The sequence below is a fragment of the Acinetobacter sp. WCHAc010034 genome (assembly GCF_001696615.3).
In the GTDB taxonomy this organism is placed as follows: Bacteria; Pseudomonadota; Gammaproteobacteria; order Pseudomonadales; family Moraxellaceae; genus Acinetobacter.
Genome location: NZ_CP032279.1, coordinates 3,543,132 through 3,565,365 on the forward strand (window position 1 = coordinate 3,543,132; position 22,234 = coordinate 3,565,365).

The following is a 22,234-nucleotide window of genomic DNA, read 5'->3' on the forward strand; positions in this document are numbered from 1 at the left end:
ACTTTCCTTGATGTACCTTGATGGATGGTGATTTATGGCAAGGCTTAAAAAAACAGAAAAAGTCTTTATTGTTCGATCACTTGCACAGTTCATGACCCCTACAGAGGTGGTTAAGGATATCAAGGAAAAATTCAATATTGATGTATCACCGCAGCAGGTAGAGACATATGACCCCACAAAGGTTGCTGGAGCTGATTTATCACAGGAATTTGTGGATTTGTTTAATGATGCACGTCAGAAATATATTGCGCAGCCGATTTACAACATCGAGGGAGCAAACGATATTGTTCAGCTGAAAATTCTCAGTGATCTTCTAATCAAGAAGAAAAACAATACACGCGATGCGATCAAACTATCCGATCAGATTCAGAAAATCATTAAAGGGTTCTACGAAAAGAAAATTGAAATTACAGGCAAAAATGGTGAGCCATTAATCAGCATCTCTGATGATGAGTTGGATAAGCGTATCAAAGATGCAGAGGCTAAGGCGAAACAGAAATGACAAGAGAAGAAAAACTAGCTTACTTAGCATTGCTGGAAGAACGGAACCGCCGGGACGATATATACCAATACCGGAATTTTGGTGAAAAGCTTTATCCATTTCAGCGCGAATTGGTTTGGGCTACAAAACAGTATTCTCAAGTCATGCTGATGGCTGCCAACCGTGTCGGTAAAACAATGACAGGGACGTATGTGGACACACTGCATGCGCTTGGACATTATCCTGATTGGTGGGATGGCCATGCTTTTGATCATGGCCCGCTGGTGTGGCTTCTTGGATACTCTGGTGAAAAGATTCGGGATCTGCTGCAGACACCTATTTTCGGAAGGCGCATCGAAAATAAATGGGCAGGGGGTTTAATTCCTCCTGAATATATTCTTGATCATGAGTCCATGACAGGAACGCCGAATGCAATGCGCACAATTTACGTGAGGCATGGCGGCGGCGGTGATGTGCAGTATCAAACGTCAAAAGTTCAGCTTTGGTCATATTCTCAAGGTCAGCATGCATTAATGGGTGACTCGGTAGACTGGTACCACATTGATGAAGAACCTCGGGATCAGCAGATTTTCCCACAGGTTTTGACGCGTACAGCTACTGGCGACCAGGGCTTAGGCGGACGAGGCATTTTGACGTTCACACCAGAGAATGGCCGGACTGATTTGGTTGTTCAATTCATGGATACACCATCAAAAGGGCAGTATTTGATCCGCGCTGGCTGGGATGATGTCACCCACTTAACAGAGCAAACCAAAGAGACACTATTGGCTTCATTTCCGGTGCATCAGCGAGAAATGCGAACCAAGGGTATTCCGATGCTTGGCCATGGTCGAATCTATGATTTGAGCGAAGAATTCATTACGTGTGATCCGTTTGAGATTCCAGATCATTGGATGATTATTAACGGCATGGACTTTGGCTGGGACCATCCGCAAGCACAGGTATCGCTGGCGATTGATATGGATACAGAAACAATCTATGTCACACATGCATGGAAGCAGCGCCAAGTGTCACCAAATGATGCATGGGGCGCTGTTAAATTGTGGGCTTCGGGTATCCCTATTGCATGGCCTTTAGATGGCCTGCAGACGGAAAAGGGCTCAGGGAAGCAACAGAAGGCTTATTACAAGGAAGCTGGATTTGAAATGCTTCCGCAGCATGCAACGTGGCCAGATGGATCAAACGGCGTCGAAGCTGGCTTGTTTGAAATTTTGGACTTGATGCGTAAAGGCCGCTGGAAAGTATTTAAGGGGTTACGCGTTTTCTTGGATGAGTTTCTTCAATACCATCGGGATGATAAAGGGCGAATAGTTAAAGTTGGCGATGATGTATTGGACGCTGCCCGCTACGCATATATGATGCGCCGCTTTGCAAGGCGTAAAGGTCTGATAGGCCAACCAGAACCAACCCCCAAACCAATCATGAAAACCGCTTCAAGCTGGCAGGGCTAAAACATGGCGAACGAAGACAAAAAGCAGCATGAAAAAATTTTAGCTGAAGCGAAAGCATTTAAAAGCGAGGCTCAAAGCTATTGGCAGGACACCTATGATCGTGCCGCCAAGGATAAAGAATTTGTCACTGTTGAGGGCTCGCAGTGGGATTCTGCTGCAAAAGCTAAGCGCAGAGAGGAAGGCAAGCCAACACTTGAGCTGAACCTGCTCCGCACTTTTGTCCGTCAGCAGATTAATACCATGCGTCAAAACCGCCCACAGATCCAGGTTGTCCCAGTGGATAGCGGGGCTGATGTTGAGGTGGCCAAGATTCTTGCTGGGCTGATTAAAGATACTGAAGAGGGCACTGATGCGGAAGATGCCTACGATCAAGCGGGTGAAAACTCAGTTTTTGGCGGTATTGGATTTTTGCGTTTGGTGACGGATTATGTGGATGAGCGATCATTCAATCAAGAGCCACGCTTCATGGCAATTGAGAATCCGCATGCTGTGCTTTTAGATCCGCTATCGCGCAAGCTGGATGGATCAGATCAATCGCGCTGCTTGATATCTGAATGGGTATCAAAATCTAAAATTGCTGAAATGTACGGCACTGATGCTGTAGATTTTGAGTCAGACGGTGAAACAGAGTGGCTTAATAAGCCTAAAGATACCGTTTTGATTGCTGAATACTTTTACAAAGATGAAGTAAAGGATTCGCTGGTAATGTTGAATGATGGCTCAATTGAGTTTAAATCAGTTTTGCTGAAAGATTGGGCTGAAGCTGAGTTGGAGCAGCTTGTCACTCAAGAGCGTGAAACCACACGTACAGAAATCAAATGGGCAAAGCTTTCTGGAAGCAAGGTCTTGGAAACAGGGGTATTCCCTGGGAAATATATTCCAATTATCCCAGTCTATGGTGAGGTTACATGGATTGGTGAAGAGCGCTATGTGTTTTCATTGATTCATTTTGCTAAAGACGCGCAGCGCCTATTTAATTACTGGAAATCAACTGAGGCGCATATTTTGCAGAAAAACCAAGATGATATTTTGGTGGTGGATGCGAAAGGTATTTCTGGATTTGAGGAGCAGTGGCAAAACCCCGGAAGATATGGCGCGCTTTACTATAAATATATTGATGATCAGCAGAATGTGCGCCCAGCACCATTCCGCATGGGTGCTGCGCAGCCGCCGACAGGTATTCTAAATGCCGCGGTAACTTCGCAGCAGTTAATATCTGACACGCTGAATATGCATGCGCCACAAATGGGACAGGATGTTAATCAGCAATCTGGCAAGGCAATAGGTTTGTTGCAGCGCCAAGCTGATACCGCTCACTTTCATTTTCAGGATAATCTCAATAAATCTCTGCGTCATGTTGGCCGGATACTGGTTGGCTTATACCCGCTGCTTTACGATACGGAAATGACACGCAGGATTGTTGGTGCTGATGGTGATGAGGAGCTTGTGCGCTTGAATGCGCAACCTAAAACACCAGATGAGGCAGAAAAAGCAATTGATAGTCTGCTAAATAATTTAACTGTGGGCCGATATGATGTAAGAATGGATACAGGCCCATCATTTAATACTCAGCGTGAGCAATCATTCCAGCTTATGCTTCAATTGATGCAATTCAATCCTGAGATTGCTACGGTAGCAGGTGATTTGATCCTCAAGGATTCGCCGCTTGTAAATGCGAAAGAAATAGCAGAGCGGATTAAAAAGACAATGAATCCGCAGGTCTTAGGTAATGAGCAGGCGATACCGCCTCAAGTGCAGGCACAAGTTCAGCAGATGGATCAATTGATTCAACAGCAGCTGCAGCAGATTGATGAGCTTTCACAGCAAGTCAATGATAAGAATGCAGATCGTGAAGTTGAAATTCAGAAAACCATCTTGCAGGCTGAACAGGCAATTAAGGTTGCCCAAATCAATAATGCGGGCCGTGCTGATGTGGAGGAGTTGCGTGGCATTGTTGAGCTTCTTAAGCAAAGAATTGACCTGGAGAATACTCCACAGGATTGGCTGCAGAAAGGTGAGGGTATTCAAAACTATGAGCCCGAGCCAATCGAACAGCAATTACCGCAGTCTGATGGCTTTGAGCCGCCACCAGACATGACGCAGCAAGGAGTTAAAAACCCTGCCATTGAGCAGGGTTTTTTAATGCCTGAAGAAATGGCTCAGAAAGACTTCGCTCTCAGTCCTGATCAGCCTGAGGAAAGCGCATTGATCAATGATGGTGTTGAATTGGCGCCAAATATGGAGCAGGAAAATGACGGTTGAAAATAACGGCAGCGTAGAAACCACCGCTACGGAAAATAAAGGTGCAGACGCCGAAAATACACAAACCGAAGTGAAGCAGCTGGAAAGCGAAACCCCTGAATCTGAGAAACCGGAAGGTGGCGCAGAACCGGAAGGTGAGCAAGAGCAGCAGAAGCCGAAGAAGAGCCGCGCACAGGAACGCATTCAGCAATTAGCCCGTGAAAAGGCCGAGATGGCTGCGGAACTTGCGGAATACAAAGCTAAAGCCGCGCAACCGCAAACTAAGGCTGAGCGGCCCAATATTGCCGACTATGAAAATGTCGAAGATTACTACAGTGATCTGGATGATTATCTCGTTAGCCGGGCTGAAGAGCGCATTCATGATGCGCGGGAAAAAACCAAAGCTAGTGAAACGGAGCGTGAAAAGCAGATTACCTTTGAAAGCGCCATGATTGCAATATCGGAAGAAATTTCTGATTTTGATGTGGTGGTGGCAGCTGGTATTGACCGTCAACTGCCTATGCCCGTGACGCTGGATGAAGTTGCTGCTGAATTTGGCTATGACACAAATACTCAGCTTAAGCTGCTTTATGAATTGGCAAAAGATGAAGCATTCCATGAGCAGGTTTCGTCTTCACAAAAGCTTAAGGCTGCGCGGTTACTGAGTGAACGCGTTGAATCATGGGATAAAAAGCCCGCTCCACAAGTTTCCAAAGCTCCGCCGCCAATCAATCCAATTAAAGCAAGTGCCACTGCAGCACGTTCACCCGAATCAATGAGCGATGACGAGTGGTATCAAGAGCAAACTAAGTTAAGAAAAGGTAAATAATCTATGGCTAACACCATTTTGACACATCAAATGATTGCGCGCGAAGCTGCAAAAATGCTGGAAGAAGAGGCGCCATTCATTGCGAATATCAACAAAGGCCGGCAAGATGAATTTGGCAAAGACACGCAGGGCTATACCAAAGGCGATACTGTAAAAATCAAAATTCCTACAGCTGGCCGTGTATTCTCTGGTGCAAAGTTTGCTGAAGGCAATAGTGCATCTGCAGTAATCGAAGAATCTGTAAATTTAACACTTGATACCCAAAAGCATGTGGCCTTGCAATTTGGTGCAAAAGAAAAACTGCTGGATCTAACCGACTTTAAAGACCGTATTTTGCGCCCGCAAATGCAAACACTTTCTTCAGTAGTTGAAGCTGATTTAATTTCAAAAGGCGTTGTTTCGGTGCCGAATCAAGTTGCAATGAATTTAGCAGGCAGTAACCCATCGAATGCATTAGCGCTAGCACGCGCTAAGTTGAATCAGTACTTGGCTCCTGCTGGTGAGCGTTCTGCGATTTTATCCAGCACAGCCAATGTCGCACTGAGCGGTGAAGTGTCGCGCATGTATAACCCAACACGCGTAAGCGAAAAAGCATATCTCCAGGGTTATGTAGCATCAGCTTTCGGTGCCGACCTATATGAGCATCAGTCTATTGCGGTATTTAATAATGGTACAGCGGTAGCTATTACGGTAACTGGTGCAAATCAAACTGGAAAATCGCTGGTGGTCACAGCCACAACGGCTGGCACACTAACCAAAGGCACAGTGTTTAATATTGCTGGCGTAAATGCAGTTCATCCGCTAACAGGTCAAGACTTGGGTGTGCTGCAGGATTTTGTTGTGGTTGAGGATGCAACGGTTGGAGCAGGCACCGCTATTTCTATTTTCCCGGCGTTGAATGCAACTGCACCAAATAAAACAACATCAACTCTACCTGCTAATGGTGCTGCAATTGCCGTTAAATCAGTGAATGGCTTTCAGAACCTTGAATTTCACAAAGATGCATTTACAGCGGCGTTCGCTCCATTGCCCGTACTGGCTTCATGTGAAGGCTATACAGCGCGTTTGCCGAGCGGCATCAGTGTCCGTGTGATGACGTTTGGTGACGGTAATGAAGACATTGAACGCACTCGTATCGATGTATTGTACGGCTTTCAGACAGTACGCCCATTACATGCATGCCGTATCACGCAAGCATAAAACCTAAACCATGACGACAAATGCCTGCTATTGCAGGCGTCGTCATTTTTGGAGCTTACAAAATGAATTACCCAAAAATGTTTTACAAGGGCACACAGCAGAACTATCAGCACATTATTGCTGACACGTTGGCTCAAGAGGAAAATCTACTGGAGCAGGGCTGGGTTGAATATGCAGAATTGCCTAAAACTGAGCCGGATACTAATCCGAAGTATGCATCAGCATCAGCTGGTAGTGGAATGGGGCGCAGAGCTATGGATCAAGACAATATGGTTGAGGGCTTTATTTCAACAGAACAGTTTGATGCAATTTCTGCAACGCTTACGAAAACAGAAGACTTGTTGCAGCAATCCAATGCTGAAATTGTGCGCCTGAATCAAATCATTGATGCAGGCAGTGCGGAGAATGCTGAACTGCGTGAGCGGCTGACATTCTTTCAAAATGAAGGGCCAGCTGAAGTTGTTAAAGATGCCACAGATTTGAATGCCTTAACGGCTGAGCAGCTGCGCGAAATGATCATCGCTCAGGGCGGGACTTTTAAGCAGCGTGACTCAAAACCTGAATTAATCGCCATTCTGGAATCTTGATCTATGAATGTCAGCAAAATTGCAACTATGGCGCTAAAACAGCTGGGCATTCTTGCTGCAGGTGAAAGTGCGGAAGCAAGCGAGCTTGCTGATGCGGTGGATTCTCTGCGAGGCTTGCTGGCCCAATGGGCAACAGACCGACTTTATGTGCATAAGGCTCAAATCCTCACATTGCGATTAAGTAAAGGTATCGGTACGTATTTGATCGGTAAGATTGAAGGTGACTGCTGTGAGTACGAATTAACATGCTGCGGTGATGTTTTATTGCGCCCAGACTTAAAAGCTGAAATTTCTCATATTTCTGACCGCGCGCGGTTAGATGGAAAAGAAATCACACTGGTACGCGATTTGAATAATACCGCATTAAAAAACCATGTTCAGGTTTGGTATCAAGCTGATGCGCCGAATTGGGTGTTTCATGTGCGCGAAAATGCAAAAGAGCTGAAGATTAAAGTGTACACACTGCCATTTGAGTTGTGTGCACATGATGAGCTTCATTTACCGCAAAACTACGAGCGTGCGCTAATTTTAAGCCTCGCACTGGAAGTAGCGCCTATGTTTGGTGTTGAGCCATCAATAACCTTGGCTGCAAATCAGAGGAATGCATTGTCACTCTTACAGAGTAGCAATATAACTCCGATTTATGCCAAAAATGATCTGCCGGTAGGGGGTGGGTATGGCGATCATTGATATTCCATTGGTCGGGCAGTCATACCACTTAAAAGATTGGTCTATTGATTGTCAACGCACGGTAAATTTATATCCTCAGGTTGTTGAGAGCGGTAATGCGCCTCAAGTGTCTGCCTTACTTCCAACGCCAGGCTTAAAAAAGAAGTATGAATTGTCTGGCCGTGTGCGCGGCATGTATTCGCTTAATGACAGCCTCTTAGTTGTTGCCGGGCAGAAGCTTCACATTATCTCAAAATCAGGCGAGATGAAGGAAATAGGAGAAGTTACAGGCATTAATCCTGTTTATTTTGCAGATAACTCTGTACAAGTCATGATTGTGAGTAACGCTGCTTACTCATACACAATCAAAAGTCAAAAACTGGAGGAGGTTAAAGGCGCTGGATATTTTGGCGCCTTAGACGTAACTTTTCTTGATTCACGCTTTATCTGGACTGTTCCGCACTCTGGCAGGTTCCAGTGGTCCGGTCTATTGAATACTGAAACAGATGCGCTCAGCTATGCAACAGCAGAAAGCAAGTCTGACAACCTTGTGCGCACCGTGGCTAATAATGGCAGTCTCTGGCTGATTGGTGAAAAAACCACGGAGATATGGGGAAGCACCGGATCGGTGGATATGCCGTTCCAGCGTATGTCTGGCGCATTCATTCCAATTGGGTGTATTGCCGAGCGTTCAGTCAGTGTGATTGGTTCCAGTCTGGTGTGGCTTGCGCAGTCGGATCATGGTGAAGGCCAGGTTGTCTTAACCCAAGGATATCAAGTCCAGCGCATATCGAACCACGCAATCGAATCTGAGATTTCAGCCTATCAAAGAATTTCAGACGCATATGGTTTTGCATATCAAGAAAATGGCCATGCGTTTTACATTATTACCTTTCCGACCGATAAGAAAACATGGTGCTACGACATGACCACTGAGATGTGGCATGAACGCAGTTTTTTCAATCCTAAAACCTGCAAAAATGAGCATCACCGGGCGCTGTCATATTGCTTTTTTAATGGAATGCAGCTGGTCGGTGATAGGCAGAATGGTCGAATTTATCAGCTGACTGCTGATAGCAATACCGACGACGGCCTAACAATTATTCGTGAGCGCATCACTCCGGTTATTAATCCACATTCAATCAAAATGATTTTTGACGAAATGGAAATCAAAGCGCAGGTGGGCCAGAACAGCAATATTGAACCGAAAATCATGCTGGACTGGTCTGATGATGGAGGGCGCACATGGTCTGGAGTGCGTCAAAGCAGTCTCGGTGCAATTGGTGAGTTTGGAAAGCGGATTATTTTCCGCCGGCTGGGTCAGTCATACAGTAGAGTTTTTCGGCTGCGAATGACTGATTCAGGCCGACTTGTTCTGCTGGGTGCTAAAGCGAGGGTTAGATGATGAGTGAAAAGAAGTTAATACCGCCATTTAATGCGCCATTTTTGGTGAATGGCGAAATATCTGTACCTTGGCGCAATTTTATTGATGAACTTTCAAAAGCGCTGAATAAGCTGAATGTGAATAGTGGGTAAAAGTATGATGAACTTTCAAAAGTTGCCACCAATTGATCCAACAAAGCTTCTAATGAAGATTAAGCAAAACCCTGAATTATGGAAAGAAGACACTTATCTGCGTGATTATCCGCAAGGGCCTTTTGGAGAAATTGAATCAATCATGCTTCGCTTTCCTGAAAAACGGGTCTTTGATCAAGAAGAAGAATTGCAGAAGTATCAGGCAGGAGAATCAAAATTTGATCAGCATGAAAGTGTGGATTATCCAGCGTATGCATTATTGACTGAGGCACGCCCTTTGGTTATGGGTTTGATGGCGTATGTGGGGGGTGAGCGCTTAGGTCGTGTGATGGTCAATAAGATCAAGCCGGGAGGGAAAATTTACCCCCATGAGGATACGCCTGCACATACAGCTTATTACACACGTTTTCATATTGTGCTGCAGGCTGGCGCGGGATGCTTTATTCGCGCCGGCGATGAGCAGCTGGAAATGCGCTCAGGCGAAGTATTTTGGTTTAACAACAAGCTAAACCACGAAGTTGTCAACAATTCAAACATGGACCGCATCTCCATGGTAATTGATATCAAGGTGTCAAAATGATTACAGCTCATCTGGAAAGCTTTGAAGGAAATCTTGAATACTTAAGGCCATTGTTGCCAATTCATTATGAAGAGCTGGCGCTCAATAAAGAAAAGGTTCCTCTTTCCCCTCAATTTGATAAATACATTAATGCAGAAAAAGAAGGCGGCTTAATCTTTGTTGCACTGCGAAAAGCTGGTGATTTAGTTGGATATTTTATAGGTTTTATTGCGCCCGGGCTGCACTATTCAACTTGCCTAACATGCCAAATGGACATCTTCTATGTAATGCCAGAGCATCGTGGCGATGGTGCTGGTTTCCACTTATTTAAGTTCGTGGAATGCGAGTTGAAAAAGCGTGGCGTTCAACGGTTCTTCGTCGGGTCAAAAATGCATAAAGATGCGTCTTGGCTGTTTGAAAGATTGGGCTATACGCCAGTCGAAACATACTACTCAGCATGGCTTGGAGAATAAGAAATGGTAGCAGCAGCAATGGTTGGAGCCGCGGCAATTGGTGCTGCGGGCTCTGCATATTCAAGTAAGCAGTCTGGAAAAGCAGCAAAAGCTCAGGCAAATTCTGCTGATCAGGCAAGCCAAGTGCAGTGGGATATGTATAATCAAACCCGTCAGGATTTATCACCATATTCTGATGCCGGAAAAAGTGCGCTTCAGCAGTTAATGAGTAAGATGGGAGAGGGTGGCTATTTCAATCAAACCTACACCGGGCAAGACGTTTATAATGATCCAAGCTATCAATTTCGCTTGAATCAAGGTTTGGGTGGAGTCCAGCAAGGAGCTGCTGCTCAGGGTGGGTTGCTGAGCGGAGCTACGCAAAAAGCACTGAACAATTACGCTCAAAACTTTGCATCTCAAGAATATTCAAATGCTTATAATCGCTTTAATGCGGATCAAACTAACCAGTACAACCGATTGGCCAATTTGGCTGGCATGGGGCAGAATGCTGCCGCCCAAACAGGAAATGCAGGCTTGCAGACCGGCCAGGCTGTCGCCAACAATACCATGGCTGGAGCTAATGCTCAGGCTGCTGGAGCGGTAGCAAACGCAAACAACTGGAATAATTATGCGAGTCAGCTTGGCTCAATGGCAACAGCATATGCAATGAATAAAAACAGCGGGGCAATCTAATGGTTCTGGATCCTACTATCCCACTTCAAGCAAAAAGTTTTGACACATTGGGGATGCTTGAAAATGGTTCAAAGGTAGCCCAATTGTGGCAGCAGCAGAGCACTGATAAAGAATTGGGGCGCATTTATAATGAGGCTCAAGGTGATTTGTCAAAGATGGTGGAGCTTGGCAAGCAGTCCAAAATGGCCCGTTTTGTGGTGCCGCAATTACAGGCACAGCAGTCTGCACAATATAAAGCAGCGATAGATCAGCAAAAATCTCTCGCAGAAATTGGCAAAACCAATTCCGAAACTTTTAAGAATAACCAGCAGGGCGGTGAGTATGGCGCTAATGTTGGCCAGAAGAAGTTAGGCGCTTTCCAGCAGGCCGTAATGCAAGGCGCACAGAGCGGAGATCATTCCTCTGTCTTGCTTGGCTTGTATGGCGCTCAGCAGGCGGGATTGATCACTTCTGAAGACTTAAGCACACAAACCCAGCTAATTAAGGCTATGACAAAAGATGAGCTTAAGCAGTATGCGCTGGATGTGACATTCGCGAATGCTAAAGATCCTGCCAGTATTTCATTTCAGACGGCCAACAATGCAGCTGATAACGCAACATCGCAAGCTAACAGCGTCCGCAACTATAATGCCAGCATTTATGCTACTAAAACAGGCGCTGATACAGCTGACAAAAACCGCTCTCAAGCACAAAACCAATTCAATCAGGAGTTTGAATATAAGGTGCAGCAAGATGAAATCAGAAATGGGCAAGCCGAAGTTAAGGAATTTGGGGGCAAGGCCTATATTGTTTATAAAGATGGTAATTACCGCCCATTTATTGGACCTGATGGCGTGCAAGTAAATTCCACTAAGCCCGAAACACCAATTCAAAGAATGGAACGCGAGGATAAAGTATTGGATTTGGTTAACGTGGCTAAATCTGCAGCACAATCCTCTAAATTGGCTGCAACCTTGGCTAATGATCTAAAGGGGTTGGATGATGCTGCTGGCGGATTTGGTCTAATGGCTCGCGTTCCAGGATCTCATGCAAATGCATTTTCCAATCAAATTGAAACGTTAAAGTCCAATGTATTTTTACAGCAAATACAACAAATGAGAGGGCTTGGGGCATTAACGGATGCAGAGGGTGCTCGATTGGAAAAATCTATTGCGTCCTTAGATCTAAGCCAAAGCCCCCAAGTGCTTCAGCAGAATTTGACAGCTATTGCGGAAGTCATGAGTGCTGGTGCAAAAACTGCAAATAAGCGGACGAAAATTTACTCTAACAAAAGCCAATCCAAACCAACATCATCTGCGCTTTCATTTTTCCAGTAAAAATGTGGTGTTTTTGTGTGCTATATTCCCCCATCATTATGATGGGGGCATTTATGAAAAATCTCTTTTTATCGGGGGTTGCAACTAGTATTTTACTTATTGGTGGCTGCGCTACTACACAAATAACTCCTATGCAATTTAGTAAAAAAGGAGGAGTTCAAAGAATTTGTATTAAGCATAATCCCAAGGTTATAGTGCAAAACTTTGAAGAAATTATTACATCTCGTCTAGAACACCATGACATTCTGGTTCAAGTATATGATGGTGAAAAGCCCGAGCAATGCGAATATTCATTAAGATACGTGGCATATCAAAAATGGGATATCTCTATGGTTCTCACGAGAGCTGAGATAAGCATTTATAGAGATGAAAGAAAAATAGGTTCTGCGGAATACAAATTGCATGCAGGCGGATTATTAAATCCAACTAAATACAAAAGCAATGAGTCTAAAATAGAACCACTTATCGATCAGTTGCTTGGAGGTAACTAATGCAGATTGTTAAATTTAAAGCATCCAAGTAAACCAAAATTAAGATAGAGCACCTCCGGGTGCTTTTTTATTGCCTGGAGGAAATATGGCTACATATCAGCAGTTGCAGCAATATGCACAAAATCCGAATGTAAGAAAAATGCTAGACCTTATTGCGTCCGCAGAGGGTGTGAGGCATGGGTATAACACAGGATTTGGTAATACGCGTTTTGAAAGCCTGCAGGCGCATCCAAATATCAGAAAATCTTTCACCCAAACCGATGGCCGAAAAAACTATACAACCGCAGCTGGCCGCTACCAATTTTTAAATAAAACTTGGCAGAGTTTAGCAAAAAGGTATGGACTAAAAGACTTCTCAGGAGCCAATCAAGACTTAGGCGCTATCGCATTGCTTGTTGAAAACGGAGCACTATCTCATGTGCTTAATGGTGACTTTAAAGTGGCCACGCAAAAATCCGGGCGGACATGGGCTTCTTTGCCATCGTCACCGTACGCGCAGGGCAAGCGCTCATGGGATTTTGTGAATAAGAGCCTTGGAGGGGGTGGGAGTCAACAGCAACCACAAAGAATTCCAGTACAAAAATGGTCTGATTTAACTGCTAACTCTGATCGAATTCCTGTTCAGAGGTGGTCAGATTTAATTAATCAGGATAATGAAAGAATTCCAGTACAAAAATGGTCTGATTTAACTGGCGGGGCTAACAATGGCAACTAAAATTGAAACTCAAATTGCAGCAGCGAGGCAAGCTGGGCACTCCGATTTAGAGATATTCAAGGCTATTTCAAAAAGCCCTAAATATGCATTCGGTTTTGAGAAAGCCCGTGCATCTGGCTTATCCAATATTGATATTGCAAAAGACCTTGGCTTGCTGATAAGTCAGAAAGACTTGGGGGCTATGCCGGCAATCAAGCAATATGTGGCGCCTGATCTAAATGAAGAGCGTAAGCAAAATATGCGTAAGGCTGCCAAAGAATCAGGCCCAACAAAAGCATGGGAATCCTTATTGTTAGGTGCATCTGATTTAGGTGCAGGTATTATGCAAGGCGTTCACTATATTGGTGATAAGGCAGCAGAGCGATCAAATAATCTGCTTGGCACTGATTTTAAAACTGATGGCTATCATAGGTTCACCCGGGAGCGCAAAAGTGTTTCTGACTTTCACAATATGCAGCGCCAAGAGAACAATCAAGGATTCGATGGTTTGCGTTTAGTTGGGCAGGTTGCTTCCACAGCACCTTTAGCTGGTGTATCGCGCGGTTATCAGGGTGCCAAAATCTTGTCTGCTGCCGGCGCAAGAGTTGCGGGGCAAAACGCTTTGGTTGGGGCTGGTATTGGTGGTGCCCAGTTTGCTGAAAATGCCGGTCAGCGGTCAGGGAATGCGCTTCTTGGCGCAATTGGCGGGGTTGCTGGCGGGGCTGCAGGTGAAAAAATTGGGCGTGGTGTATCAAAACTGAATCAGCGATTCAGTCCGCGCGCCGTATCTAATGATCAAGTGGAGCAGACCATTGAGATTGCCTTAAGTCAAATCGATGATGGTGCCAGACGTGTGAGATTGTCAGATTTATCTCAGCAGGCTCAAACAAAATTGAAATCTGAAGTTAAGAAGTTGATGCAGCAGGGGAAATCTCCAGACGCTCAAACCTTACAGCGCATGAGCGTGTTTACAGACCTTAAGGCCCGCGGCTTTGACTTAAAGCCAACTTCAAAGCAGGCAACAGGGAATGCGCAGATTTGGGGTAAAGAGTCTGAGTTGGCTAAATTGGATGGTGCGGAGGCGCTTGCAGGGAAATATTCGCAAGACCATACCAACCTAAGGGGCTTGCTTGATGATTTCGAATTAAAGACCGGCGGCAGTGCTTCTGATGAATTTCAGGTCGGTGATGATTTGTTTAAGTCATTGCGCTCTCAGGATGAAAGTCGATCCAACTATATTGCAGCGCTGTACGACCAAGCCAAAAATCATACTGGAAATGACTTACTCCTAGATGGCGCAAGACTAAGCAATAATATGAAAATGGCACTTGATCAGGATTTGGTCGATATCAGCTTAGTACCAACCCCGCTATTGAAAAAAATAGATGATTTTGCTCAAGGTATTAAGCCGTTCACTTTGGCTGAGAAAGAAATGCTGGTAAAGCAGATCAATAGGCGTATACAAGGTGCTGACAATCAAACCCGCTTTGCGCTTGGCACAATCAGGAGCTCACTTGAAAAAGAGGTTGACGATTCTTTAAGTGGATTCAGCTCTCAATTGCAAGGCGCAGCAAAAAACGCTTGGGATGATGCGCGGAAAGCTGCTTCGGGGCGGTTTGGATTAATTGACAGGACGCCAGCTTTAAAGAAGGCTTTGGCGGATGCGGAGCCAGATAAAGCTTTCGAGCAATTGGTTTGGCGTGGCAATGCCAGGGAGCTGGAATCCTTAATTGATGAAATCAAGTCGAATCCAGCTATTCTGAATAATATTCGCCAGGCGGTGGCCAAGCGAATTTCCGATAAGGCTATTGGTGTTAATGGCACATTTAGCCCAAAAGGAATGTCTGATGCTATCAAGACTATTGGTGACAGGAAACTATCCTTATTATTCAGCAAAGATGAAATTAAGTACTTAAAGGATATTGAAGGCGCCGGCCGGTACCTGATTAGCCAGCCGCCGGGAGCGAATGTAAATCATTCAGGTACAGCATCGGCGCTCATGAATCATCTCAGTACATTCATAAAGCTGCCAATTGTTCGCGCAGCTGTTGATAAGTATGCTGTCGCACCAAGCCGTGCAATTAAGGCTCAGATAAACATCAACCAAGGTTCAAACCCTTTACCAGCAACTGCAACACCAATTCCGCAAGCACCTGGTTCGCTTTACGATAGGTTGGTAAAGGCAGGTGTTATTGCTGGCGCCAACGCATCCGATGAATAATCCAAATTTAACCTATAGCCCGCTATGTGCGGGCTTTTTTACGTGAGGTTTAAATGTATCCGTTACTTACAAATGTCGTATGTCAATTTGAAGACCGCAATGGCAAGCCATTGGCTGGTGGTAAGGTTTTTACCTATGAAGCCAACACAACTACACCAAAGCTAACCTATGCAGATCCTGATGGCAAAGCTCCAAATACCAATCCTGTAATTTTGGATGAAGCAGGCCGCGCAAAAATTTACGCAGATACTGGTGCTTACCGCGTTCAGGTGTTTGATAAAAAAGGTGTATTAATTACCGACACAAATAAGATTTCACGCTATGTCACAGCACTGGAGCTGGATGAGTTTAAGAATGATGTCCAGGATGGGTTGGATGAATTACATAATGTTCAAGAAACTCTGGAGACAGTAGCAAATAGTGTTATTGATGGGAAAAAAGACCAACCTGGGGGGCTGCCGGGTTTAAATGACAGCGCTTTGATTGATCCCGAAAGGTTGCCGAATGCCTCATTAACGGCTAAAGGAGCCGTTAAGCTCAATAGCACACTGGATAGTGATAGCAAGGAAGAGGCATTAACTGCGGAGATGGGTAAAAAGCTTAATGATGAAAAGTTGAGTAAATCTGATTTAGGCAAAGGCGATGCGCCAATTTATGGCGTAAGGGCCTGGGTGAATTTTAACGGTGAAACTGGAGAAATCAGAGCTTCCGGGAATGTTAAATCAGTCACTAAAAACGGCACGGGAAGTTATACGGTTGTTTTTAATAAAGAGATGGAAGACGCAAATTATGCTGTTACTACATCTGCCACAGCTCGCGGTGATGCTTCATCCTTAAATCTAGCAGCGCAATCAAAATCAGAGTTTACCCTTGTTGCGAGTTATGGCGGTGATAACACTGTTGGTAATTATAATCCGTTTTTTGCAAGTGTGGCTGTGTTTCGATAAAAATCAAAAGGAGAAGTGTATGCCTCTGCTCACCCCGTTAGGCATTTTACGGCCATTTTTTACAGATGATTGCGGAAGGTTTTTATCTGGTGGTAAGGTTTTTACCTATGAAGAGAACAGCCTCACACCAAAAAACACCTTCACCAATCCAGACGGCAATACACCAAATACCAACCCAATTATTTTGGATGGTGCCGGCAGCGCAGATATTTTTTTAAATGGCAACTACAGGTTTCAAATATTCAGCCGTAATGGGGTATTGGTTCGAGATATTAATAGCATCAAAGAACTACATACAAAAGAAGAAGCTTTTCTTGAGCTAATGTCTTCAACTTCATTTGCTGAGCCAAGTCTTATTTTTGGATTATATGTTGCAGAAAAATCTTTTGTATTTGCTAAAGATTATTCATTTACAGCATCACCTCATGTCGCATTTTCAGATACAAAACAGCCAATTAAAGTCGGTGTTTATAAAAATGACAACCTGATCTGTGAAATTGATTTTTCAGAAAATTCAAGCGCATTTAATTTTTTGGAAGAGGTTTCTGTATTTGAAAAAGGGGATGTATTGAAACTCCAGCTTCTGAATTTTCATTACTCAGTGAAAAATATTGCAGTCACTTTAGTCGGTAAGTTCCCTATTTATACAGTGTGGTGATCATGCAAATCATAAATATATCGGCAATGAATCGCCCCGCAAGATCCCTCACAAGCTCCATGTTCCAGGCGCACCACTTCGAAGCAGTGCAGAGCAGCATCACAATCGAAGACGCGCACATGCGCGACATCATGCACCGCCAGCCGCTTGCAGAGGCTGTGCAGAGCACATTCGAAATCATGGATGCCAGCATTCGCGATTTGGTGCAGCGGATCAGCACCCAGTCTGAGTCTGTACAGAGCAGCATCACAATCGGGGATGCTCAAATTCGTGATCTGGTGCAGCGGATCGGCACTCAGCCTGAAGCTGTGGCCAGTTCTATATCAATTACCGGCGCCAGCATTCGCGATGCACTTATCCGAAGCCCGGCGGACAAAGTCTCTGTTAAAAGCAATATCATTATTATGGATGCAATTTTAAATGAACGTTAATGCAACAATGAAAGTCGGCGCCCTTTTTAAGCTCGACGTGTACAAAGAAATTGGCGAAGCTCCGGTAAAATCTTTAGATTGGTTTGCAAACACAATGCTGGATCAAGGATTGAAGCATTTGTCAGGAAACAGTGGTTATTCATTCGCAATAGGCTATGTTGCAGTAGGCTCCGGAACTTCAATTCCAGTTGCCTCGCAGACGGGGCTAGACACATACGTTGCATCTGCGAATACTGTTATCGCTAACGCTGGCGGACGCAATATGTCTGAGAAGTATGCGTTCGGGCGCAAAACATTCCGCTTTGCGCGCGGCGCAGCGGCTGGCATTTTAGGAGAGCTGTGTCTTTGCGAACTGCTGTCTACAGGGCCAGATAAGATCTTTGCAATTAACCGAGGCAGGATCAAAGATGCACTCGGTGAACCGACGACGCTCGAAGTTCTATCTGATGAGTTTTTAGAAGTCACAGTAGAATTCAGAACATACTTTCAAGAAATCATATCAGGCACATTTAAACTGATGAAAGGCAGTGTTCAGGTTAGTGAGCATACGGTTACAGGCCGCTGCTGCCTCACTGGCGACCCGTCATCTTTTTATATTTCCCCATGTGCACTTGACTATAACCGCAGCTCCATCATTTCACCCAATCCGCTTCCGGCCGGAAATTCCGCTCAGCCATCTGGAGGTGAAGGGTTTGTTACAAAGCCCAGCTATGCTGACGGAAAAGTCTACGGCTCTATGCAAGTCGGTCTGGATTTTGGCAACGGTTATGATCATAAGTCATTCTTTGTTCCGATCTGCAATATTCTCAACGATGGCGCGAGCAACGGCTACATGTGGGAAATTACTCCGCCGATTCGCAAGACTGGCAGCCAGGAGATTACCTACAATTTAAACATTACGTGGCAGCGCTACGAGGGGGCTTAATATGCTGCCGGATGACGGTTTGACATTTTTAGCGGTCACAGATCAGTTTATGGTGCCGGCGCGCAATGACCCGAATAGCGATTATGAATACGGATCAGCGGCAATTGGCGCGGCGGATGCCGGCAGGCTCAGTCATCTGTGGCATTCTGAGTATGACGGCAGCAAACTTGAACTTGTGAATTCTGAAATGCGTTTTACGGCATTAGAGCTTGCTGATATAAGCTCGCACAGCTTTGCTTTTGATCAGAACATGCGGCCGGCGGTGGCGTATGTGCGGCATGGCCGGACAGCGCTGTGGTATCGCGATGCGGCTGCCGGCGAATATATCATCCGTACGTTCGGCGAGGGGTTTCATTCGCCGCAGCTGTCGCTGGATGACCCGCGCGAACAGCAGATCAGCCGCTCGGATATCATCCTGTCTTATGTTCGCAATGGCCTGCTGTGCTACAGGAGGCAAAGAGACCGTTACTTGGTTGAGCATGTTTTAAGCGATGCAAAAAATCAGAAATTAACGCAGGCCGGCATGACACGGAACTTGCGCTGGCGATGGAGGCTGGTTTTTGACTGGCGCAATGAATAGTCTGAATTTATAAATAAATCAAAAGCGCCAAAAGGCGCTTTTTTATTGCCAAAGAATTAAGGGGAAGCATCATGCAGGAGCATGAAAAAAACTTAGTGTTAATCATTGTGATGGGGGCGTGTATTGGTTTTGCCAAACTGCTTGTGTCAGATGAAAAGCTGACATGGCGGCTTGCAATTGGCCGGACAATCTTGGGGGCCGCAACGTCAACGATCGCTGGCGCAGTTGTACTGCAGATCCCAGACATCAATCCGCTTGCGCTAATTGCGCTTGCATCGGCGCTCGGAATTTTGGGAAGCACATTCATTGAGTCCTGGCTTAAGCGCCAGGCAAACACATGGGGCATCAAATGAAGTTAATTGATAATTGGAAACAGGGCTACAAGCTCAAATCAGTTCAAGTCGGCGCAGCAAGCGCCTTTTTTTATGCCCTGATTTTATTTTCAGAGCAATTCTTGAATGTATGGAATATGATTCCGCAGGAGCTTAAAAACAAGATTCCTGAAAACATCGCTGAATGGATCGGCATGTTCGTTGGCGTCTCAATAGTCTTGGCGCGTTTAAAAAAAGCAGCCTGAGCTGCATGGGGATAAAGATGAGTAAAAAACTGACTGATGCGCAAATAGGCGCTCAGGCTAAAGCGCTGGGCGTAGAAGCTGCCGCTTTAAAAGCGGTGCATGAGGTCGAGTGCCGGGGATCTGGATTTAATTCGGATGATACGCCTGTCATTCTCTTTGAGCGCCATGTAATGCGTCAACGCCTGATTGCTAATGGCCAATCAAAAACAGCTGATGTGATGATGGCCAAACGCCCGGATCTATGCAGCACATCTGCTGGCGGTTATGGCTTATATTCTGTGCAGCATGGCCGTTTGGCTGCCGCCACCGAATATCACCGCGAATCGGCGCTGGAATCTGTAAGCTGGGGCCTTGGGCAGGTGATGGGCTATCACTGGAAATCGCTTGGCTATAAGTCGCTGCAGGCCTTTGTCAATGCGATGTACCAGGATGAGGCTTCACAGCTTGATGCAATGTGCCGTTATATCAAAGTGAATGGCCTGATCAATGCCCTGAAAAATAAGGACTGGAAGGCATTTGCATTAGGCTATAACGGCAAGGGATATGCAAAAAACAGCTATGACACCAAGCTGGCCAATGCTTATAAGAAGTGGGCGTCTAAGTGAGGCTGGCTGCTTTATTGCTGTGCATTCTGTTTTCAGGCTGCACAGCATATTCTATGTTAATATCCAGTCTGTAATGGTCAAAATTATTACAGATTAGACATTTTATTGGTGAGAATACAAATACTTTAATTGGGGTCTAACAAACGCATTTCGTATAACGCCCATTATGTTAAATAAAGATTTATAAAATAAATTTTTCCATCATATATGGAACTAAATATCCCAAATAGTACTTAAAGTCTTGTACTGTCAGTAGAGAGGAAAGACTTGATTTGATAGCCAATTTATAACTGGAATCTACAATGGGGAGTTGAATAAAAAATGACTTACAAAAAAGGTCTATTGGTTTTATTTATATTCTTGGGTTTATCTACAAATTTTTATTTACGCTTAAATAAAAATAATGAAAACTTTAATTTTATAAATGAAAAGGTCTGTGGCTTAGTTATAAGATTAGATGAAAGATATCAAAATAGAGGGGTTAGTTACTATTCAATTCAGCTTAGGTTAGAAAAATATGGATTTGTTTCTTATCGTACTGATGCAAACTTTAAAGATAATTTTTTTAATTTAGATTTTTCAAAACTAAAAAAAGATCAAAATATTTGTTTTATAGTCAAAAAGCCAACTAATATTAAAAATTGGAATAATAAGTTTTCAATCCTAAAAATATTAAACGAAGAATAAATTTCTTTCATAAAAAATAATCTATGAGATTAGAATCAATATAAAGACTACAGAAATAAATTTCACTCTAAGTTTTTTCCTAAAATTAACATAATACGCGTTATGCGCAATATATTTTTATTTAAATATAAATCAATAACTTAATAGCTAAAAAAAACCTAATCCTAACCGGTTGGGCTTTTTAAAAGATTTTTCACGTTCCACGCCCAAATGGGGGAGATTTACCCCCGCTACATTGAAAACCTTGAGGTCCATGCGGAATGCGCCAGTAAAGTGAATGCTTGGATTGAAATTGGAGAAGCCCTCAAGTGAGAGCTGAAGTGGGCGGCTAAGTGAGGCTGGCTGCACAGCGCACTCAATTTTAACAAAAGTGCATATTACTGTTTGCGTTCAGTGTGTGAATTTAAAAGCCATTGTTTTGAGTTTTTTTCTTATTTGGTCTTTCATACTTTTTTAGCACTCGATTTTAGATGGATGTTTTCATTGATTAACATGTCAAAATTGCTAAAATACGCAACACTTTAAAATACTGTTTTTCTAAAGTTTTGATAGAATTTTGATAGGCTATTTTTTAAATTTTTAAAAACAGTAACTTACATGCGGAAATTTTCAATGTTCAATATTTATTTAACAGATGTTCAAAAAAAGGTGCAGTTCAAGGATTATCCGGGTGAGCATCCTGTTAAATTTGTTCTAAGTTTTAAAAAAATTTTTCCAAGCGTGATGGAGCTGATGCTTCCGGTTTTGCCTGAAAATGAAAACTTGGAAGAAATGACTTGGGAATCAACCGCTAAAGATTTTGAAATTTTCAAGCTGCTGCTCAGCGGCTGGGGCGTGATTGAGCTGCGCTTAAATGCCATTGCGCAATTCAAAGACCGCAAATATGCAGATAATTTAGTCAAGCAGGCGCAGCAGAAGCGCAAGGACTTTTCTAAGGCGCAGCCGCTGCTTTCAACCGTAGACTTAGACTATCTGTTCATGCATGAAGTTCACGGCTTAATTGATGCCGAACTGGTTGAATTGGGCGAAAAATTCTATTTGCCGGCACTGCGTGACCTGTGGAAAGGCAAAGTTTCCGCAAAAGTGCTGCAGGCGACTTTCTAGCTCCGCAAGGCATTAAAAAAATATCCCCGCCAGCTGCAGGCCGGCATCTGCATATTCTGCTGCGGATGCCTCGCAGCGGTTTAGGCCACATCCCGCCGCGCTATGCATTATTTACAGAAGATTCAGACAGCTATTGCAGCGTGCCCAGCAGAGAAGCGCGTAAAAAAGTCAATTTAACGCTTTTAAAATATGTTTTTATAAACTATAGTGAAAAAGATAAAGTTGATTGATTTGCTTGGTATTTAATCAGATGCATGCTGTGCCTGCATCGCCAAGCGC

At 44.3% G+C, this 22,234-nt stretch carries 27 protein-coding genes; all 27 read left to right on the plus strand.

Features of this window, described 5'->3' with window-relative positions; all coding sequences use genetic code 11:
* Positions 1–34 precede the first annotated feature (34 nt).
* The 27 genes from BEN74_RS18725 (at position 35) to BEN74_RS19540 (ending at position 22,185) form a co-directional block, all read left to right on the plus strand.
* Positions 35–502: a DUF2280 domain-containing protein gene (locus BEN74_RS18725; protein ID WP_068908146.1), complete on the plus strand. Its 468-nt coding sequence runs from the start codon at positions 35–37 to the stop codon at positions 500–502.
* Positions 499–1,953 (plus strand): terminase large subunit domain-containing protein, encoded by a 1,455-nt coding sequence (locus BEN74_RS18730; protein WP_068908150.1) that lies wholly within the window; start codon positions 499–501, stop codon positions 1,951–1,953. Before BEN74_RS18725 ends, BEN74_RS18730 begins: the two co-directional genes overlap by 4 nt.
* 3 nt (positions 1,954–1,956) lie before the next feature.
* Positions 1,957–4,215 carry a portal protein gene (locus BEN74_RS18735; RefSeq protein WP_068908154.1) on the plus strand — a complete coding sequence of 753 codons (2,259 nt, stop codon included), beginning with the start codon at positions 1,957–1,959 and terminating at the stop codon, positions 4,213–4,215.
* A complete protein-coding gene (locus BEN74_RS18740; RefSeq protein ID WP_068908160.1) occupies positions 4,205–5,023 on the plus strand; it encodes a hypothetical protein in 819 nt (272 codons plus the stop codon). Before BEN74_RS18735 ends, BEN74_RS18740 begins: the two co-directional genes overlap by 11 nt.
* A 3-nt stretch (positions 5,024–5,026) precedes the next feature.
* Positions 5,027–6,223 carry a P22 phage major capsid protein family protein gene (locus BEN74_RS18745; protein WP_068908165.1) on the plus strand — a complete coding sequence of 399 codons (1,197 nt, stop codon included), beginning with the start codon at positions 5,027–5,029 and terminating at the stop codon, positions 6,221–6,223.
* A gap of 62 nt (positions 6,224–6,285) precedes the next feature.
* The gene (locus tag BEN74_RS18750; protein ID WP_213072365.1) at positions 6,286–6,810 is read left to right on the plus strand and encodes a hypothetical protein; all 525 of its coding nucleotides are present in this window, start codon (positions 6,286–6,288) and stop codon (positions 6,808–6,810) included.
* Positions 6,811–6,813: 3 nt separating this feature from the next.
* Positions 6,814–7,500: a hypothetical protein gene (locus tag BEN74_RS18755; protein ID WP_068908175.1), complete on the plus strand. Its 687-nt coding sequence runs from the start codon at positions 6,814–6,816 to the stop codon at positions 7,498–7,500.
* A complete protein-coding gene (locus BEN74_RS18760; protein WP_068908180.1) occupies positions 7,487–8,884 on the plus strand; it encodes a packaged DNA stabilization protein in 1,398 nt (465 codons plus the stop codon). The genes BEN74_RS18755 and BEN74_RS18760 overlap by 14 nt, the downstream gene beginning before the upstream one ends.
* Positions 8,881–9,015: a TetR family transcriptional regulator gene (locus BEN74_RS18765; RefSeq protein WP_228200371.1), complete on the plus strand. Its 135-nt coding sequence runs from the start codon at positions 8,881–8,883 to the stop codon at positions 9,013–9,015. The genes BEN74_RS18760 and BEN74_RS18765 overlap by 4 nt, the downstream gene beginning before the upstream one ends.
* Before the next feature lie 4 nt (positions 9,016–9,019).
* Positions 9,020–9,595: an aspartyl/asparaginyl beta-hydroxylase domain-containing protein gene (locus tag BEN74_RS18770; protein ID WP_068908182.1), complete on the plus strand. Its 576-nt coding sequence runs from the start codon at positions 9,020–9,022 to the stop codon at positions 9,593–9,595.
* Positions 9,592–10,047 (plus strand): GNAT family N-acetyltransferase, encoded by a 456-nt coding sequence (locus tag BEN74_RS18775; RefSeq protein ID WP_068908187.1) that lies wholly within the window; start codon positions 9,592–9,594, stop codon positions 10,045–10,047. The genes BEN74_RS18770 and BEN74_RS18775 overlap by 4 nt, the downstream gene beginning before the upstream one ends.
* A gap of 3 nt (positions 10,048–10,050) precedes the next feature.
* Positions 10,051–10,719: a DNA transfer protein p32 gene (locus BEN74_RS18780; RefSeq protein WP_068908189.1), complete on the plus strand. Its 669-nt coding sequence runs from the start codon at positions 10,051–10,053 to the stop codon at positions 10,717–10,719.
* Positions 10,719–12,035 carry a hypothetical protein gene (locus BEN74_RS18785; protein ID WP_068908192.1) on the plus strand — a complete coding sequence of 439 codons (1,317 nt, stop codon included), beginning with the start codon at positions 10,719–10,721 and terminating at the stop codon, positions 12,033–12,035. The genes BEN74_RS18780 and BEN74_RS18785 overlap by 1 nt, the downstream gene beginning before the upstream one ends.
* A gap of 53 nt (positions 12,036–12,088) precedes the next feature.
* Complete coding sequence (locus tag BEN74_RS18790) at positions 12,089–12,526, plus strand: Sbal_3080 family lipoprotein (RefSeq protein WP_086374331.1); 438 nt, start codon at positions 12,089–12,091, stop codon at positions 12,524–12,526.
* Between the two features lie 85 nt (positions 12,527–12,611).
* A complete protein-coding gene (locus tag BEN74_RS18795; RefSeq protein WP_068908197.1) occupies positions 12,612–13,241 on the plus strand; it encodes a glycoside hydrolase family 104 protein in 630 nt (209 codons plus the stop codon).
* Positions 13,231–15,441 carry a hypothetical protein gene (locus BEN74_RS18800; RefSeq protein ID WP_068908198.1) on the plus strand — a complete coding sequence of 737 codons (2,211 nt, stop codon included), beginning with the start codon at positions 13,231–13,233 and terminating at the stop codon, positions 15,439–15,441. The genes BEN74_RS18795 and BEN74_RS18800 overlap by 11 nt, the downstream gene beginning before the upstream one ends.
* Positions 15,442–15,494: 53 nt before the next feature.
* The gene (locus tag BEN74_RS18805) at positions 15,495–16,388 is read left to right on the plus strand and encodes a tail fiber protein (RefSeq protein ID WP_068908200.1); all 894 of its coding nucleotides are present in this window, start codon (positions 15,495–15,497) and stop codon (positions 16,386–16,388) included.
* Positions 16,389–16,407: 19 nt separating this feature from the next.
* Positions 16,408–17,046, plus strand: coding sequence for a hypothetical protein (locus tag BEN74_RS18810; RefSeq protein WP_068908203.1), 639 nt, complete (start codon positions 16,408–16,410; stop codon positions 17,044–17,046).
* A gap of 26 nt (positions 17,047–17,072) precedes the next feature.
* Entirely contained in the window at positions 17,073–17,477 is a 405-nt protein-coding gene (locus BEN74_RS18815; RefSeq protein ID WP_162898210.1) for a hypothetical protein, read from the plus strand.
* The gene (locus BEN74_RS18820) at positions 17,467–18,402 is read left to right on the plus strand and encodes a hypothetical protein (protein WP_068908208.1); all 936 of its coding nucleotides are present in this window, start codon (positions 17,467–17,469) and stop codon (positions 18,400–18,402) included. Before BEN74_RS18815 ends, BEN74_RS18820 begins: the two co-directional genes overlap by 11 nt.
* 1 nt (position 18,403) lies before the next feature.
* A complete protein-coding gene (locus tag BEN74_RS18825) occupies positions 18,404–18,982 on the plus strand; it encodes a hypothetical protein (protein WP_068908210.1) in 579 nt (192 codons plus the stop codon).
* 71 nt (positions 18,983–19,053) lie between these two features.
* Complete coding sequence (locus tag BEN74_RS18830; RefSeq protein WP_068908213.1) at positions 19,054–19,335, plus strand: holin; 282 nt, start codon at positions 19,054–19,056, stop codon at positions 19,333–19,335.
* Positions 19,332–19,559, plus strand: coding sequence for a hypothetical protein (locus tag BEN74_RS18835; RefSeq protein WP_068908215.1), 228 nt, complete (start codon positions 19,332–19,334; stop codon positions 19,557–19,559). The genes BEN74_RS18830 and BEN74_RS18835 overlap by 4 nt, the downstream gene beginning before the upstream one ends.
* Before the next feature lie 17 nt (positions 19,560–19,576).
* Positions 19,577–20,164 carry an N-acetylmuramidase family protein gene (locus BEN74_RS18840; RefSeq protein WP_068908216.1) on the plus strand — a complete coding sequence of 196 codons (588 nt, stop codon included), beginning with the start codon at positions 19,577–19,579 and terminating at the stop codon, positions 20,162–20,164.
* A 321-nt stretch (positions 20,165–20,485) separates the two neighbouring features.
* Positions 20,486–20,851 carry a hypothetical protein gene (locus BEN74_RS18845; protein WP_068908217.1) on the plus strand — a complete coding sequence of 122 codons (366 nt, stop codon included), beginning with the start codon at positions 20,486–20,488 and terminating at the stop codon, positions 20,849–20,851.
* A gap of 612 nt (positions 20,852–21,463) precedes the next feature.
* On the plus strand, positions 21,464–21,955 hold the full coding sequence (locus tag BEN74_RS18850; protein WP_068908358.1) for a hypothetical protein: 492 nt from the start codon (positions 21,464–21,466) through the stop codon (positions 21,953–21,955).
* Positions 21,910–22,185 (plus strand): hypothetical protein, encoded by a 276-nt coding sequence (locus BEN74_RS19540; RefSeq protein WP_162898211.1) that lies wholly within the window; start codon positions 21,910–21,912, stop codon positions 22,183–22,185. Before BEN74_RS18850 ends, BEN74_RS19540 begins: the two co-directional genes overlap by 46 nt.
* Positions 22,186–22,234 lie beyond the last annotated feature (49 nt).

What these genes read in the sequence shown, in the direction of transcription:
- BEN74_RS18800 (WP_068908198.1), top strand. Translation starts at nt 13,231, where the DNA reads ATGGCAACTAAAATTGAAACTCAAATTGCAGCAGCGAGGCAAGCTGGG.
- BEN74_RS18835 (WP_068908215.1), top strand. Translation starts at nt 19,332, where the DNA reads ATGAAGTTAATTGATAATTGGAAACAGGGCTACAAGCTCAAATCAGTT.
- BEN74_RS18745 (WP_068908165.1), top strand. Translation starts at nt 5,027, where the DNA reads ATGGCTAACACCATTTTGACACATCAAATGATTGCGCGCGAAGCTGCA.
- BEN74_RS18760 (WP_068908180.1), top strand. Translation starts at nt 7,487, where the DNA reads ATGGCGATCATTGATATTCCATTGGTCGGGCAGTCATACCACTTAAAA.
- BEN74_RS18785 (WP_068908192.1), top strand. Translation starts at nt 10,719, where the DNA reads ATGGTTCTGGATCCTACTATCCCACTTCAAGCAAAAAGTTTTGACACA.
- BEN74_RS18765 (WP_228200371.1), top strand. Translation starts at nt 8,881, where the DNA reads ATGATGAGTGAAAAGAAGTTAATACCGCCATTTAATGCGCCATTTTTG.
- BEN74_RS18795 (WP_068908197.1), top strand. Translation starts at nt 12,612, where the DNA reads ATGGCTACATATCAGCAGTTGCAGCAATATGCACAAAATCCGAATGTA.
- BEN74_RS18810 (WP_068908203.1), top strand. Translation starts at nt 16,408, where the DNA reads ATGCCTCTGCTCACCCCGTTAGGCATTTTACGGCCATTTTTTACAGAT.
- BEN74_RS18815 (WP_162898210.1), top strand. Translation starts at nt 17,073, where the DNA reads ATGAATCGCCCCGCAAGATCCCTCACAAGCTCCATGTTCCAGGCGCAC.
- BEN74_RS18825 (WP_068908210.1), top strand. Translation starts at nt 18,404, where the DNA reads ATGCTGCCGGATGACGGTTTGACATTTTTAGCGGTCACAGATCAGTTT.
- BEN74_RS18850 (WP_068908358.1), top strand. Translation starts at nt 21,464, where the DNA reads ATGTTCAATATTTATTTAACAGATGTTCAAAAAAAGGTGCAGTTCAAG.
- BEN74_RS18830 (WP_068908213.1), top strand. Translation starts at nt 19,054, where the DNA reads ATGCAGGAGCATGAAAAAAACTTAGTGTTAATCATTGTGATGGGGGCG.
- BEN74_RS18780 (WP_068908189.1), top strand. Translation starts at nt 10,051, where the DNA reads ATGGTAGCAGCAGCAATGGTTGGAGCCGCGGCAATTGGTGCTGCGGGC.
- BEN74_RS18845 (WP_068908217.1), top strand. Translation starts at nt 20,486, where the DNA reads ATGACTTACAAAAAAGGTCTATTGGTTTTATTTATATTCTTGGGTTTA.
- BEN74_RS18750 (WP_213072365.1), top strand. Translation starts at nt 6,286, where the DNA reads ATGAATTACCCAAAAATGTTTTACAAGGGCACACAGCAGAACTATCAG.
- BEN74_RS18820 (WP_068908208.1), top strand. Translation starts at nt 17,467, where the DNA reads ATGAACGTTAATGCAACAATGAAAGTCGGCGCCCTTTTTAAGCTCGAC.
- BEN74_RS18740 (WP_068908160.1), top strand. Translation starts at nt 4,205, where the DNA reads ATGACGGTTGAAAATAACGGCAGCGTAGAAACCACCGCTACGGAAAAT.
- BEN74_RS18840 (WP_068908216.1), top strand. Translation starts at nt 19,577, where the DNA reads ATGAGTAAAAAACTGACTGATGCGCAAATAGGCGCTCAGGCTAAAGCG.
- BEN74_RS18775 (WP_068908187.1), top strand. Translation starts at nt 9,592, where the DNA reads ATGATTACAGCTCATCTGGAAAGCTTTGAAGGAAATCTTGAATACTTA.
- BEN74_RS18805 (WP_068908200.1), top strand. Translation starts at nt 15,495, where the DNA reads ATGTATCCGTTACTTACAAATGTCGTATGTCAATTTGAAGACCGCAAT.
- BEN74_RS18735 (WP_068908154.1), top strand. Translation starts at nt 1,957, where the DNA reads ATGGCGAACGAAGACAAAAAGCAGCATGAAAAAATTTTAGCTGAAGCG.
- BEN74_RS18755 (WP_068908175.1), top strand. Translation starts at nt 6,814, where the DNA reads ATGAATGTCAGCAAAATTGCAACTATGGCGCTAAAACAGCTGGGCATT.
- BEN74_RS18730 (WP_068908150.1), top strand. Translation starts at nt 499, where the DNA reads ATGACAAGAGAAGAAAAACTAGCTTACTTAGCATTGCTGGAAGAACGG.
- BEN74_RS18770 (WP_068908182.1), top strand. Translation starts at nt 9,020, where the DNA reads ATGATGAACTTTCAAAAGTTGCCACCAATTGATCCAACAAAGCTTCTA.
- BEN74_RS18725 (WP_068908146.1), top strand. Translation starts at nt 35, where the DNA reads ATGGCAAGGCTTAAAAAAACAGAAAAAGTCTTTATTGTTCGATCACTT.
- BEN74_RS18790 (WP_086374331.1), top strand. Translation starts at nt 12,089, where the DNA reads ATGAAAAATCTCTTTTTATCGGGGGTTGCAACTAGTATTTTACTTATT.